The organism is Bacillus sp. B25(2016b) (assembly GCF_001679765.1).
In the GTDB taxonomy this organism is placed as follows: domain Bacteria; phylum Bacillota; class Bacilli; order Bacillales; family Bacillaceae_G; genus Bacillus_A; species Bacillus_A thuringiensis_K.
The window spans coordinates 3,555,172-3,570,348 of record NZ_CP016285.1 but is presented as its reverse complement, the minus strand read 5'-3'; the positions used below and the strand labels follow the sequence as shown (position 1 = coordinate 3,570,348).

Genomic DNA, 15,177 nt, shown 5'->3' with positions numbered 1-15,177 from the left:
TACAGATGCTAATTGGTACTCAAATAAAATGCAATAAAGAAAATAATGTGACGGGGTGTGAGAATCTTGAATGATGTTGTACAAGTTCCTGTTACGGATGTAAAGGGGATCGGAGGAGAAACATCTGAGTTACTACATGAGATGGGTATTTATACAGTTTCTCATCTATTAGAACATTTTCCGTACCGTTATGAAGATTATGCGATGAAAGATCTTGCTGAAGTAAAGCATGATGAACGTGTAACGGTTGAAGGAAAGATTCATAGTGCTCCTTTGCTGCAATATTATGGTAAGAAGAAATCGCGTTTAACAGTTCGTGTTCTCGTCGGTCGTTATTTAATTACGGCGGTATGTTTTAATAGGCCTTACTATAAGCAAAAATTAAAGTTAGATGAAACGGTAACGATTACTGGTAAATGGGATCAACATCGTCAAACAATTGCTGTATCAGAACTTCATTTTGGGCCGGTTGTACGTCAACAAGAAGTGGAACCTGTTTATTCAGTAAAGGGGAAACTTACAGTAAAACAGATGCGTCGTTTTATTGCTCAAGCGTTAAAGGAATATGGAGATTCTATAGTCGAAGTGTTACCGGATGGTTTGTTAGGGCGATATAAATTATTACCAAGATATGAAGCGCTTAGGGCATTGCATTTTCCGGTAGGACAGGAAGATTTGAAGCAAGCGCGTCGCCGTTTTGTATATGAAGAATTTTTCTTATTTCAGCTGAAAATGCAAACGCTCCGGAAAATGGAGAGGGAAAATTCAAAAGGGACCAAGAAAGAGATTCCGTCAGTAGAATTACAAGAATTTATCGATGCACTGCCGTTTCCATTAACGGGTGCACAGCGCCGAGTTGTAGATGAAATTTTGAAAGATATGACATCTCCTTATCGGATGAACCGACTATTGCAAGGTGACGTTGGTTCTGGGAAAACGGTTGTTGCTGCGATTGGCCTTTATGCATCGAAATTAGCTCATTATCAAGGTGCTTTAATGGTTCCTACAGAAATTTTAGCTGAGCAACATTATCAGTCGCTTGCTGAAACGTTTTCGCATTTTGGTATTAAGGTGGAACTGTTAACAAGTTCTGTTAAAGGTGCGAGACGTCGAGAAATTTTAGCGAAGTTAGAACAAGGAGAAATAGATATTCTTGTTGGAACGCATGCCTTAATTCAAGATGAAGTTATATTTCATAGGTTGGGTCTCGTTATTACAGATGAACAGCATCGATTTGGTGTAGCGCAGCGCCGAGTTTTACGGGAGAAAGGTGAAAGTCCAGATGTATTATTTATGACAGCGACACCAATTCCGCGTACGCTTGCGATTACTGCATTTGGAGAGATGGATGTTTCGATAATCGATGAGATGCCAGCAGGTAGAAAGGTGATTGAAACATATTGGGCAAAACATGATATGTTAGATCGCGTTCTCGGTTTTGTTGAAAAGGAGATAAAAAAAGGAAGACAGGCATACGTTATTTGTCCTCTAATTGAAGAATCTGAGAAACTTGATGTGCAAAATGCTATCGACTTACATAGTATGCTGACGCATCATTACCAAGGGAAATGCCAAGTTGGATTGATGCATGGGAGATTATCGTCTCAGGAAAAAGAAGAGATAATGGGACAGTTTAGTGAAAATAAAGTGCAAATTCTTGTATCGACAACAGTTGTTGAAGTAGGTGTGAACGTACCGAATGCGACTGTAATGGTTATTTATGATGCAGAACGTTTCGGTTTATCGCAGCTTCATCAGCTTAGAGGGCGTGTCGGCCGTGGTAGTGAACAATCATATTGTTTATTAATAGCAGACCCTAAATCAGAAACAGGGAAAGAAAGAATGCGCATAATGACTGAAACAAATGATGGATTTGTATTGTCAGAAAAAGATTTAGAATTACGAGGTCCTGGAGATTTCTTTGGGAGTAAGCAAAGTGGCTTACCAGAATTTAAGGTTGCTGACATGGTACATGATTATCGAGCGTTAGAAACAGCAAGGCAAGATGCGGCGATACTAGTAGATTCAGAAGCGTTTTGGCACAATGATCAGTACGCTGCCTTGCGTACGTATCTTGATGGGACAGGTGTGTTCCAAGGAGAGAAGCTCGATTAAAGGGAGTCAACAAAAGTTTTTGTTGCATTCTACTTTTAATGATTATATACTACTGTTAGTACCTAGTCATAAAAATGGATGGTGCGGTATGAAAAAAAGAAGAAGTAAAAAAGAAAGACAAGAGTTATTACAACAAACAATCGAATCAAATCCTTTTATTACGGATGAAGATTTAGCGGAAAAATTTCAAGTGAGTATACAAACAGTACGACTTGATCGTATGGAATTGTCTATTCCTGAATTAAGAGAGAGAATTAAACATGTAGCTACAAAGCAACATGAAGAAGATGTGAAATCTTTACCGTTAGAAGAGGTTGTTGGAGAAATTATTGATATTGAATTAGATAGACATGCAATCTCTATCTTTGAAGTAAAGGTAGAACATGTATTTAAAAGAAATCAAATTGCCCGTGGGCATCATCTGTTTGCGCAAGCAAACTCACTAGCTGTTGCGGTTATTGATGAAGAATTAGCTTTAACTGCAAAGTCTACCATTCGATACATTCGCCCTGTAAAATTAGGGGAGCGTGTTGTTGCAAAAGCGCGCGTTGAAGATGTAGAGAATGATAAGGGACGGACGGTTGTCAAAGTGCGTAGCTTCGTTGGAGAAGAACTTGTTTTTACAGGCACTTTTGAAATGTATCGATCTAGTAATTATAGTGAGGAAGGTAACAACTTATGAAAATCGCAATAGATGCAATGGGCGGAGATCACGCTCCAAAGGCTGTAGTATTAGGGGCAATGAAAGCTATTAAGGAATATTCTGATTTACATATTACGTTAGTAGGGAAAGAAGAGGAAATTCGTCAATACTTAACGAGTGATGAACGAATTACTATTCTTCATACAGACGAAAAAATAGAATCAACGGAGGAACCGGTAAGAGCGGTTCGTCGAAAAAAACAAGCTTCAATGGTGCTTGCGGCACAACAAGTAAAGGATGGAGAAGCAGACGCTTGTATATCCGCAGGTAGTACAGGAGCTTTAATGGCAGCTGGATTATTTGTAGTCGGTCGTATGGAAGGAATTGAGCGACCAGCTTTATCGCCTACAATGCCAACTGTAGATGGAAAAGGTTTTGTTATGTTAGATGTTGGAGCAAATGTTGATGCAAAACCAATTCATTTATATCAATATGCAGTAATGGGATCTGTTTATGCTGAGAAGGTAAGAGGAATTGAAAATCCTCGCGTTGGACTATTAAACGTTGGAACAGAGGATGGAAAAGGAAACGAGCTTTCAAAGCAAGTGTTTGCAATGCTTAAAGATGCGCCAATTAATTTCGTTGGGAACGTTGAATCAAGAGATTTATTGCAAGGTGTAGCAGATGTTGTTGTATGTGATGGTTTTACAGGGAATGTAGCGTTGAAATCATTAGAGGGAACAGCACTTGCGCTATTCTCTATGTTGAAAGAACAACTAATGAGTTCGTTTACGAGTAAATTAGCAGCGGCGGTATTAAAACCAAAACTTATGGTATTAAAAGATAAAATGGATTATTCGGAGTATGGAGGAGCTGCATTATTTGGATTGAAAGCACCTGTCATTAAGGCTCACGGTTCTTCTAATGACCAGTCGATATTTAGTGCGATTCGTCAAACGAGAGAAATGGTAGCGAAAGAAGTAATTCCTACGATTTCAAGCGTAATGGAGAAAGAGTCACTCCAATAAGAGGAGGATTTGAAATGGGAAAAATAGCATTTCTTTTTCCGGGCCAAGGTTCACAGGCAGTTGGAATGGGTAAACAATTAGCAGAGAATAATAAAGAGGTTGCAAAAGTGTTTGCAAAAGCAGATGAGGTGTTGCAAGATTCACTTTCAGAAGTGATTTTTGAAGGACCGCAGGAAAAGCTTACATTAACAACAAATGCGCAGCCTGCATTATTAACAACGAGTTTTGCTATTTTGACAGCTTTGAAAGAGTATGACATTACACCTGACTTTGTCGCTGGTCATAGTTTAGGCGAATATAGCGCTCTTGTAGCAGCTGGTGCATTAACTTTTGAAGATGCTGTATATGCTGTAAGGAAACGCGGGGAATATATGGAAGAAGCTGTTCCGGGTGGGGAAGGCGCAATGGCAGCTATATTAGGTGCTGATCCACATATGCTGAAACAAGTTACAGAAGAAGTAACAAGTGAAGGATATGCAGTGCAAATCGCTAATATGAATAGTACGAAGCAAATTGTAATTTCTGGAACGAAGCAAGGCGTAGAGGTTGCCTCTCAAAGAGCGAAAGAAAATGGTGTAAAGAGAGCGATTCCACTAAAAGTAAGTGGGCCATTCCATTCTTCACTTATGAAGCCGGCAGCTGAGAAGTTCCAAAGTGTTTTAAATGAAATTACAATTCATGACACGAATATTCCTGTTATTGCAAATGTTACGGCGGAAGTTATTACACGTGGTGCAGACATTCAAGAAAAGTTAATCGAACAGCTTTATTCGCCTGTATTATGGTACCCGTCTATTGAATATATGGTGAACCAGGGAGTAGATATATTTATTGAAATTGGACCTGGAAAAGTACTTGCTGGACTTATGAAGTCAATTGATTCATCAGTAAAAGCATATGCGATATACGATGAAGAGACATTAAAAGATACCATTTCAAATTTGAGAGGAGAAAACTGATGTTAAAAGGGAAGGTAGCATTAGTAACTGGCGCTTCACGTGGAATTGGTCGCGCGATTGCGATCGATTTAGCGAAACAAGGGGCAAATGTAGTAGTAAATTATGCTGGTAATGAACAAAAAGCAAATGAAGTAGTAGATGAAATTAAAAAATTAGGTTCTGATGCAATTGCGGTAAGAGCAGATGTTGCAAATGTTGATGATGTTACAGATATGGTGAAACAAACAGTAGATACATTTGGACAAGTTGATATTCTTGTAAATAATGCTGGTGTAACGAAAGATAATTTATTAATGCGTATGAAAGAAGAAGAATGGGATACAGTTATTAATACAAACTTAAAAGGTGTATTCTTATGTACAAAAGCAGTATCTCGTTATATGATGCGTCAACGTCATGGTAGAATTATAAATATCGCTTCTGTTGTTGGTGTTATAGGAAACCCAGGACAAGCTAACTATGTTGCTGCTAAAGCGGGTGTTATTGGATTAACAAAAACATCTGCAAAAGAGTTAGCAAGTCGAAATATTACAGTGAATGCAATTGCGCCGGGCTTTATTGCGACTGATATGACGGATGTACTAGATGAGAATATTAAAGCCGAAATGTTAAAAGTTATTCCAGCTGCTCAATTTGGTGAAGCGAAAGATATAGCGAATGCTGTAACGTTTTTTGCTTCTGATCAAAGCAAATATGTTACAGGTCAAACGTTAAATGTTGATGGCGGTATGGTAATGTAATAAAAGAATTGATTTCACCTAGTTTTTTTGGTCAATATTTAATATAATATTTGAGGGGAGGTGAATGGAATGGCAGATGTTTTAGAGCGCGTAACAAAAATCATCGTTGATCGTTTAGGAGTAGAAGAGACTGAGGTAGTACCAGCTGCAAGCTTCAAGGAAGATTTAGGAGCAGACTCCCTAGATGTAGTAGAACTTGTAATGCAATTAGAAGATGAATTCGAAATGGAAATTTCTGATGAAGATGCTGAAAAGATTGCTACTGTTGGCGATGCTGTGACTTACATAGAGAGTCATCTATAATGCTTAAGTGAAGTCCCGTTTTTTAGCGGGGCTTTCTCGGCTTATATCTGGAGGGACCTATGCCGTACCGAAAATATAGAGAAAAAAAATACGAAACAAAATATCGTGAAGCATTTAAAGTGTTTCAAGAAAAGATAGGTATTACGTTTACGGATGAAAAATTATTGATTCAAGCATTTACGCATTCATCGTATGTGAATGAGCATCGAAAAAAACCGCATGAAGATAATGAGCGTCTTGAATTTCTTGGAGATGCAGTATTGGAACTGACTGTATCGCAGTATCTGTTTCAAAAATATCCGACAATGAGCGAAGGAGAGTTAACAAAACTACGTGCAGCTATTGTATGTGAGCCATCTCTTGTTCGTTTTGCGAACGAATTGTCATTTGGTAGCCTTGTTTTATTAGGAAAAGGTGAAGAAATGACAGGTGGACGTGAACGACCAGCTTTATTAGCGGATGTCTTTGAAGCGTTTATTGGTGCCCTTTATCTTGATCAAGGGCTAGAAACAGTTTGGGAATTCTTAAAAGAAATTGTATATCCGAAAATTAATGAGGGTGCTTTTTCTCATGTGATGGATTATAAGAGTCAGTTGCAAGAATTGATTCAGCGTGATGGCAGTGGCAATGTTGAGTATCAAATTTTGCAAGAAAAAGGACCAGCTCACAATCGAGAATTTGTGTCACGTGTTACGTTAAATAACGTAGCTTTAGGTCTTGGTAGTGGTAAGTCAAAAAAAGAAGCAGAGCAACAAGCTGCTGCAGAAGCATTGAAAAAATTAAAAGAACAACTATAAGGAATCCCCCTTTGAATGAGGGGGATTCCTTGTGCATAGAATGAAACTTTCTTTTTGTTTGTAAAGAAAAAGAAGGTAAATCCGTATAATACTTGTTTTTGTATAGAGAACATTTATAAAGACGGAGAATAGGAGGAAGGCCTTTCGTGTTTTTAAAAAGATTAGAAATAGCAGGGTTTAAGTCTTTTGCTGAGCGTGTATCTGTTGATTTTGTCCCAGGTGTAACTTCTGTAGTAGGACCTAATGGAAGCGGGAAAAGTAATATTACTGATGCAATTCGCTGGGTACTTGGTGAACAATCTGCAAAATCATTACGTGGTGCAAAGATGGAGGATATTATTTTTGCAGGCAGTGATACGAGGAGAGCGGTTAATGTTGCTGAAGTAACAATAACTTTAAATAATGAAGATCAACGTTTACCAATTGAATACAATGAGGTGTGTGTAACACGTCGTGTATCTCGTTCAGGTGATAGTGATTTTTATATTAATAAACAATCATGTAGATTGAAAGATATTATTGATTTATTTATGGACTCTGGTATGGGAAGAGAAGCTTTTTCGATTATTAGCCAGGGGAAAGTTGAAGAGATTTTAAGTAGTAAGTCAGAAGAGCGTCGAGGTGTATTTGAAGAAGCGGCAGGCGTACTAAAATACAAACTTCGCAAAAAGAAAGCTGAAGGTAAATTAGCAGAGACACAAGAAAACTTAAATCGTGTGCAAGATATAATTCATGAATTAAGTAGTCAAGTAGAACCTTTAGAAAGACAAGCTTCTATTGCGAAAGATTATCTTGAGAATAAAGAAGAATTAGAGAAAGTAGAAGCTGCGCTTATTGTCCATGAAATTGAAGAATTGCATGAGAAATGGGAAGCGCTTCGAAATCAGTTTGGGCATAATAAAAACGAAGAAGCTAAAATGTCAACGAATTTACAAAAAAGTGAAGAAGAGCTTGAGGAATTACGAGGACAATTACAAGCGGTAGATGAGTCTGTAGACTCGTTACAAGAAGTACTTCTTCTTTCTAGTAAAGAGCTAGAAAAACTTGAAGGACAGCGCGAGTTGTTAAAAGAGAGAAAGCAAAATGCTACGACGCATTGTGCGCAACTTGAGCAGTTAATTGTTGAATTAACAGAGAAAGCTAAAAGTTACGATGGTGAGATTGATTCAAGTACAGAAGCTTTAATGCAATTTGTGAATGAAGTAAAAGAGTTGGAGCAAAAATTGCATGATAATGAGCAATTACTTGCTACTTTTGCTGACAATTTAGAGGAACAGATTGAGAATTTAAAAGGTGACTATATTGAGCTTTTAAATCAACAAGCTAGTCATCGTAATGAATTATCTATGATTGAAGAACAATCTAAACAACAAAACTCTAAAAATGAACGCCTTGATGAAGAAAATGCGAAATATGTAGAAATGCGTATGGAAATTACAGCGAAAAAGACGAAACTTGTAGAAAGTTACGAACAAGCGAAAGAAAAAGTAGCTGGCATTCTCTCAAACATACAGAAGACAGAGGCGGCGCTTGGGAAATGTAAGACGCAGTATAGTGAAAATGAAACAAAACTGTATCAAGCATATCAATTTGTGCAACAGGCACGTTCTCGAAAAGAAATGCTTGAAGAGATGCAAGAAGATTATTCTGGATTCTATCAAGGTGTACGTGAAGTATTGAAAGCTAGAGAAAATAGGTTGCAAGGTATCGAGGGGGCTGTTGCGGAACTGTTAACGGTACCGAAAGAATACGAAGTTGCAATGGAAATCGCTCTAGGTGCAGCGATGCAGCATATTGTTGTACAAACAGAGGAGCATGCTCGTAATGCGATTGCATTTTTAAAGCAAAATAAACATGGACGTGCAACGTTTTTACCGCAAGCTGTTATTAAAAGCAGATCATTATCATTTGAGCAATTACGCATTGCAAATCAACACCCATCGTTTGTAGGTGTGGCGGCAGAACTTGTGCAGTACAATAATAAATATGAAAATGTAGTTTCAAATTTATTAGGTACTGTTATTGTTGCAAAAGATTTACGCGGGGCGAATGAGTTGGCGAAACAACTACAATACCGTTATCGCATTGTAACAATCGAAGGTGATGTAGTGAACCCTGGCGGTTCTGTGACAGGTGGAGCGGTAAAACAGGCGAAATCTTCTTTATTAGGACGTCAACGTGAGCTAGAAGAGTGGACGAACAAGTTAACTGATATGGAAGAAAAAACGACGAAGTTAGAAAACTTTGTTAAAGCAGTAAAGCAAGAAATTCAAGAAAAAGAAGTACAAATACGCGAACTGAGACAAAGTGTAGAGGTAGAGCGTGTAGAAGAACAGAAATTAAGAGAAGAAATTAGTCGCTTAGAATTAGAAGAACATCGTATTAATGATCGTTTATCAATTTATGATTTAGAGATTGAAGGGTTCTTACAAGATCAAGTGAAAATGCAAGGGCGTAAAGAAGAGCTAGAAAAGATTTTAGCGACCCTTCAAGTGGAGATTACGGAATTAGATAGTAACATTGCAGCTTTAACGAAACAAAAAAGTGAGCAGCATTCTTCGAAAGAAAAAGTTCAAAAAGAAATGACAGAGTTAAAAGTGTTAGCAGCTGAAAAGCAACAACGCTTATCTAACCAAAAAGAAAAAGTTGAACGATTGACGAAGGAAAAAGAAGAAACAGATGCAACGCTTGTTAAAACGAAAGAGGACTTAGCATTCTTAAAACAAGAAATGACATCGAACTCAAGTGGTGAAGAGCAAATTACGAATATGATTGAGAAGAAAGCATACGATCGTAATCAAACTTCAGAGTTAATTCGCTCTCGTCGTGAACAACGTGTATCGTTACAAGAGAGAGTAGAACAGTTAGAGCGTAATCTGAAAGAGACCACAGGTAAACATAAATACATTCTTGAGATGTTGAAAGATCAAGAGGTGAAAATTAACCGACTTGATGTAGAGTTAGAAAATAGATTACAACATTTACGTGAAACATATACGATTTCATTTGAAGCGGCAAAACTAAAATATACAATGACAATGCCTGCAGAAGATGCGCGTAAGAAAGTAAAATTAATCAAATTATCCATAGAAGAGTTAGGTACAGTGAACCTAGGGGCAATTGATGAATATGAACGTGTAGCGGAGCGTCATACATTCTTACTAGAGCAGAGAGACGACCTAGAAGAAGCGAAAGCGACATTGCACCAGCTTATTACCGAAATGGATGAAGAAATGAAAAAACGCTTTTCTACTACGTTTGAAGGCATTAGAATGGAGTTTCAATCGGTATTCTCTGAATTATTTGGAGGCGGTAGAGCGGATTTAGTAATGACTAATCCAGAGGATTTACTAAATACAGGTATTGATATTGTAGCACAACCGCCAGGGAAGAAACTGCAGAACTTAGGTTTACTTTCAGGTGGAGAGCGTGCCTTAACAGCAATTGCGCTTTTATTTGGTATTTTAAAAGTACGCCCAGTACCATTCTGTGTACTAGATGAGGTAGAGGCGGCCCTTGATGAGGCGAATGTAGCTCGTTTTGCACAGTATTTAAAGAAATTCAGTGATGAGACGCAGTTTATTGTAATTACACATAGAAAAGGTACAATGGAAGAGTCTGATGTGTTGTACGGTGTAACAATGCAAGAATCAGGGGTATCTAAACTTGTTTCGGTTCGTTTAGACGCCGGAGAAGAACTTATTGCAAGTGAATAGGAAGGATGGGAAAGTATGAGTTTTTTTAAAAAACTAAAAGAAAAAATTTCAAAACAAACGGATACAGTTACAGAGAAATTTAAACAAGGATTAGAAAAAACGAGAAATTCATTTGCGGATAAAGTGAATGATTTAGTGTATCGTTACCGTAAAGTGGACGAAGATTTCTTCGAAGAGTTAGAAGAAATCTTAATCGGTGCAGACGTTGGCGTTGCGACGGTAATGGAATTAATTGACCAATTGAAAGAAGAAGTACAACGTCGTAACATTCAAGATCCAAAAGAAGTACAAGCTGTTATTTCAGAAAAACTAGTAGGAATTTACAAAGGTGACAGCGATTTTAGTAACGAAATTAATATGCAAGAGGACCAATTAACGGTTGTTTTATTTGTTGGTGTTAATGGTGTAGGAAAAACGACGACAATTGGTAAACTGGCGCATAAGTTTAAATCAGAAGGTAAGTCAGTCCTATTGGCGGCAGGAGACACATTCCGTGCTGGAGCGATTGAACAATTAGAAGTATGGGGCGATCGCGTTGGTGTAGAAGTGATTAAACAAGGATCTGGATCTGATCCAGCGGCGGTTATGTATGACGCTGTACAAGCAGCGAAAGCACGTAAGGTAGATGTATTACTATGTGACACAGCAGGACGCTTGCAAAATAAAGTGAACTTAATGAAAGAGTTAGAGAAGGTAAAGCGTGTAATTGAGCGTGAAGTACCAGGTGCTCCTCATGAAGTATTGCTTGTTATTGATGCAACAACAGGACAAAACGGTTTAAGCCAAGCGAAAACATTTCGTGAAGCAACGAATGTAACTGGTATTGTTTTAACGAAGTTAGATGGAACTGCTAAAGGTGGTATTGTATTAGCGATTCGTAACGAAATGGATGTACCGGTGAAGTTTGTTGGATTAGGAGAGCAGATGGATGACTTGCAGCAGTTTGATCCAGAACAATATGTGTATGGTTTATTTGCGAACTTAGTAGAAACAGAAGAAGTATAAGCGAAAGAAGCGGTATTTCCGCTTCTTTTTCTACAAAAAATATATGATGTTAAGAAAAAAACTTGACACTCTTTTGGACTACATGTAAACTAATTCATGTAAAGGGAAATCACTTAACAAAGGATGATCCAACATGCTCGAAAAAACAACGAGAATGAACTATTTATTTGATTTTTATCAATCGTTGTTAACGCAAAAACAAAGAAGTTATATGTCGCTTTATTATCTAGATGATTTATCTCTTGGTGAAATTGCGGAAGAATTTGATGTAAGTCGCCAAGCCGTGTATGATAACATTAAACGGACTGAAGCGATGCTTGAAGAATATGAAGAAAAATTAGTATTACTTCAAAAGTTTCAAGAGCGACAGCGACTTGTTGCAAAGCTAAAACAGCTAATCAGCGAAGAAGAGCATGTGAATGAAGAAATGAAACAAGTTGTTGAAGCTATCGAAAAATTAGATTAGGAGGGCGGCAATATGGCATTTGAAGGATTAGCCGACCGACTTCAACAGACAATGCAAAAAATCCGCGGCAAAGGAAAAGTTTCTGAAGCCGATGTGAAAGAAATGATGAGAGAAGTTCGTCTAGCTCTTTTAGAAGCGGATGTTAACTTTAAAGTAGTAAAAGATTTTGTGAAGCGTGTGTCTGAACGTGCTGTCGGACAAGATGTAATGAAAAGTTTGACACCTGGACAACAAGTAATTAAAGTTGTACAGGAAGAACTTACAGAACTTATGGGCGGAGAGCAAAGCAAAATTGCTGTTGCTAATAAGCCACCGACTGTTATTATGATGGTTGGTCTGCAAGGTGCGGGTAAAACAACGACGACAGGTAAGCTTGCGAATTTGCTTCGTAAAAAGCATAATCGTAAACCGATGCTTGTTGCAGCGGATATTTACCGTCCAGCAGCGATTAAACAGCTTGAAACATTAGGGAAGCAATTGGACATGCCTGTATTTTCTTTAGGAGATCAAGTAAGTCCTGTTGAAATTGCGAAACAAGCGATTGCAAAAGCAAAAGAAGATCATCACGATTATGTTTTAATCGATACAGCGGGTCGCCTGCATATTGATGAAGAATTAATGGATGAATTAGCGAAAGTGAAAGAAGTTGCGAAACCGGATGAAATTTTCCTTGTTGTCGATGCGATGACCGGGCAAGACGCGGTAAATGTTGCACAAAGTTTCCATGAACAGTTAGGTTTAACAGGTGTTGTATTAACGAAATTAGATGGTGATACGCGCGGTGGTGCTGCATTATCTATTAAGGCTGTAACAAACACGCCGATTAAATTTGCTGGTATGGGTGAAAAACTAGATGCAATTGAAGCGTTCCATCCAGAGCGTATGGCATCCCGTATTTTAGGGATGGGCGATGTCTTAACGTTAATTGAAAAAGCGCAAGCTACAGTTGATGAAGAGAAAGCAAAAGAACTTGAGCAAAAAATGCGTACGCTTTCGTTTACGCTTGACGATTTCCTAGAACAACTTGGACAAGTGCGCCAACTTGGGCCGCTTGATGAATTGTTAGGAATGCTTCCTGGTGCAAATAAAATTAAAGGGCTGAAAAATGCGCAAGTTGATGAAAAACAAATTGGGCATATTGAGGCAATTATTCGTTCTATGACTAAATTAGAACGAGAACAGCCGGAAATAATCAATGCTAGTCGCAAAAAGCGCATTGCCAAAGGTAGCGGTACAACTGTACAAGAAATCAATCGTCTAATTAAGCAATTCGATGACATGAAAAAAATGATGAAGACGATGACGGGAATGCAAAAAGGTAAGAAAAAAGGACTAGGTGGATTGAAGTTTCCATTCATGTAAGGAAAAAAAGATGGCTCTGTTAAGAAAAAATACTTTACAAAGCAATAGTCTTTTTGCTAATATAATTATCTGTGTGAAATAAATTCGGAGGTGCTTTATAAATGGCAGTTAAAATTCGTTTAAAACGTATGGGAGCTAAAAAAACTCCTTTCTATCGTGTAGTTGTTGCAGATTCTCGTTCTCCTCGTGACGGACGTTTCATTGAGGAAATCGGAACTTACAATCCAGTTGCTCAACCAGCTGAAGTTAAGATCAACGAAGAAGCAGCATTAAAATGGTTAGGAAATGGTGCTAAACCATCTGATACAGTTCGTAACTTATTCTCTAACCAAGGTATCATGGAGAAATTCCACTTATCTAAACAAGGTAAGTAATTGAGGCAATGACTATGAAGAAGTTAGTCGAGACGATTGTCAAGCCTCTTGTCGATTATCCTGAAGATGTAAAAGTTACACAGGAACTTTGCAACGGAGAGATAAAGTATCGATTAACTGTACATCCTGAGGATGTTGGAAAAGTCATTGGAAAGCAAGGGAGAGTTGCGAAGGCGATTCGAATGCTCTTGTATTCAGTGGGACATCATAATGATGAAAAAGTAACACTGGAAATTCAATAAACGTAAAAAGGGCGAGGAGTTATTCCTCTCCCTTTTTTAACATTTAAATAGAGATTGCATGTTCCATCTGTGAAATGGAGATGCTTAATTTATATAGAAACCAGGGGTGACATACTATTTATGACAAAATGGTTTAACGTAGGGAAAATTGTAAATACTCATGGCGTAAGAGGAGAAATCCGTGTTATTTCTCGTACTGATTTTCCAGAAGAGCGATATAAAGTAGGAAATACGCTATACATATCGAATGAGAAAGGCACAGACTATCTTCCGGTGAAGGTAACTTCTCATCGCCAACATAAGACATTCGATTTATTAACATTTGAAGGATATAACAATGTAGATGAAGTAGAGAAGTTTAAAGGTTCTTTAATAAAAGTACCAGAAGAGCAGTTAGGCGAACTTGCTGAAGGTGAATACTACTATCATGAAATTATTGGTTGCAGTGTTGTAACGGAAGAAGGAGAAGCGCTAGGGACAATCAAAGAGATTCTATCTCCTGGTGCAAATGATGTTTGGGTAATTAAACGCCCGAAGGGTCAAGATCTCTTAATTCCTTATATCGATGACGTTGTACTTCAAGTTAATATTGAAAATAAATTAGTAACCATTCATGTAATGGAAGGGCTGCTATAATGAAAATTGATATTTTAACGTTGTTCCCAGACATGTTTACCGGTGTATTTGGATCTTCTATATTAAAGAAGGCGCAAGAAAAAGAAGCGGTAAACCTTCGTGTTGTTAACTTTCGCGATTATACAACAAGTAAGCATAATAGCGTAGACGATTATCCTTACGGCGGAGGAGCTGGTATGGTGCTTACTCCTCAGCCTATTTTTGATGCTGTAGAAGATTTGACGAAAGAGACAGAGCGTAAGCCGAGAGTTGTCTTAATGTGTCCGCAGGGCGAAAGATTTACGCAGAAGAAAGCGGAAGAGCTTGCAGGGGAAGAACATTTAATCTTCGTATGTGGGCATTATGAAGGATATGACGAACGAATTCGTGAGCATCTTGTAACGGATGAGATTTCTATTGGTGACTATGTATTAACGGGCGGAGAATTAGCCTCTATGGTTATTACTGATAGTGTGGTACGTCTCTTGCCGGGTGTGCTAGGAAATCATGCTTCACAAGTAGAGGATTCGTTTAGTACAGGTTTATTAGAGCATCCTCATTATACACGTCCAGCTGATTTTCGTGGTATGAAGGTACCGGATGTATTAATGTCAGGGAATCATAAAAACATTGATGAATGGCGACATAAGGAATCTTTGCGCCGAACGTATACGCGTAGACCTGATTTATTAGATGAGAGAGAGTTATCTAAACAAGAGAAAAAATGGCTTGAGGAAATAAAGCGAGAGCAGTAATAACTTCATATATTTGCTATTGCAACAGGCTTAGTAATATGCTATTATAACATTTGT

General features: G+C 38.0%; 15 protein-coding genes. All 15 read left to right on the top strand.

Annotation, left to right across the window (positions count from 1 at the left end):
• The first annotated feature begins 66 nt into the window (after positions 1–66).
• The 15 genes from recG (at position 67) to trmD (ending at position 15,120) form a co-directional block, all read left to right on the top strand.
• The gene (gene recG / locus BAQ53_RS18070) at positions 67–2,115 is read left to right on the top strand and encodes an ATP-dependent DNA helicase RecG (RefSeq protein WP_001000812.1); all 2,049 of its coding nucleotides are present in this window, start codon (positions 67–69) and stop codon (positions 2,113–2,115) included.
• An 88-nt stretch (positions 2,116–2,203) separates the two neighbouring features.
• Positions 2,204–2,797, top strand: coding sequence for a transcription factor FapR (fapR, locus tag BAQ53_RS18065; protein ID WP_000747349.1), 594 nt, complete (start codon positions 2,204–2,206; stop codon positions 2,795–2,797).
• Positions 2,794–3,786: a phosphate acyltransferase PlsX gene (gene plsX, locus BAQ53_RS18060; RefSeq protein WP_000684100.1), complete on the top strand. Its 993-nt coding sequence runs from the start codon at positions 2,794–2,796 to the stop codon at positions 3,784–3,786. The genes fapR and plsX overlap by 4 nt, the downstream gene beginning before the upstream one ends.
• 14 nt (positions 3,787–3,800) lie before the next feature.
• Positions 3,801–4,745, top strand: a complete 945-nt coding sequence (fabD, locus tag BAQ53_RS18055; protein ID WP_208906148.1) for an ACP S-malonyltransferase — start codon at positions 3,801–3,803, stop codon at positions 4,743–4,745.
• Complete coding sequence (fabG, locus tag BAQ53_RS18050) at positions 4,745–5,485, top strand: 3-oxoacyl-[acyl-carrier-protein] reductase (protein WP_208906147.1); 741 nt, start codon at positions 4,745–4,747, stop codon at positions 5,483–5,485. Before fabD ends, fabG begins: the two co-directional genes overlap by 1 nt.
• A gap of 69 nt (positions 5,486–5,554) precedes the next feature.
• Positions 5,555–5,788, top strand: coding sequence for an acyl carrier protein (gene acpP / locus BAQ53_RS18045; RefSeq protein ID WP_000786062.1), 234 nt, complete (start codon positions 5,555–5,557; stop codon positions 5,786–5,788).
• Positions 5,789–5,847: 59 nt separating this feature from the next.
• Positions 5,848–6,585: a ribonuclease III gene (rncS, locus tag BAQ53_RS18040; RefSeq protein ID WP_001146875.1), complete on the top strand. Its 738-nt coding sequence runs from the start codon at positions 5,848–5,850 to the stop codon at positions 6,583–6,585.
• A 146-nt stretch (positions 6,586–6,731) separates the two neighbouring features.
• Positions 6,732–10,301: a chromosome segregation protein SMC gene (gene smc, locus BAQ53_RS18035; RefSeq protein WP_208906146.1), complete on the top strand. Its 3,570-nt coding sequence runs from the start codon at positions 6,732–6,734 to the stop codon at positions 10,299–10,301.
• A 15-nt stretch (positions 10,302–10,316) separates the two neighbouring features.
• Entirely contained in the window at positions 10,317–11,306 is a 990-nt protein-coding gene (ftsY, locus tag BAQ53_RS18030; RefSeq protein WP_000007655.1) for a signal recognition particle-docking protein FtsY, read from the top strand.
• Positions 11,307–11,439: 133 nt separating this feature from the next.
• Positions 11,440–11,772: a putative DNA-binding protein gene (locus tag BAQ53_RS18025; protein ID WP_000891062.1), complete on the top strand. Its 333-nt coding sequence runs from the start codon at positions 11,440–11,442 to the stop codon at positions 11,770–11,772.
• 12 nt (positions 11,773–11,784) lie between these two features.
• Positions 11,785–13,134, top strand: a complete 1,350-nt coding sequence (gene ffh, locus BAQ53_RS18020) for a signal recognition particle protein (protein WP_000863460.1) — start codon at positions 11,785–11,787, stop codon at positions 13,132–13,134.
• 101 nt (positions 13,135–13,235) lie between these two features.
• Positions 13,236–13,508 (top strand): 30S ribosomal protein S16, encoded by a 273-nt coding sequence (rpsP, locus tag BAQ53_RS18015; protein ID WP_000268750.1) that lies wholly within the window; start codon positions 13,236–13,238, stop codon positions 13,506–13,508.
• Between the two features lie 14 nt (positions 13,509–13,522).
• Positions 13,523–13,750, top strand: a complete 228-nt coding sequence (locus BAQ53_RS18010; RefSeq protein WP_000737401.1) for a KH domain-containing protein — start codon at positions 13,523–13,525, stop codon at positions 13,748–13,750.
• 120 nt (positions 13,751–13,870) lie between these two features.
• Positions 13,871–14,386, top strand: coding sequence for a ribosome maturation factor RimM (rimM, locus tag BAQ53_RS18005; RefSeq protein ID WP_000170278.1), 516 nt, complete (start codon positions 13,871–13,873; stop codon positions 14,384–14,386).
• Entirely contained in the window at positions 14,386–15,120 is a 735-nt protein-coding gene (gene trmD, locus BAQ53_RS18000; RefSeq protein ID WP_000686903.1) for a tRNA (guanosine(37)-N1)-methyltransferase TrmD, read from the top strand. The genes rimM and trmD overlap by 1 nt, the downstream gene beginning before the upstream one ends.
• Positions 15,121–15,177: the final 57 nt, after the last annotated feature.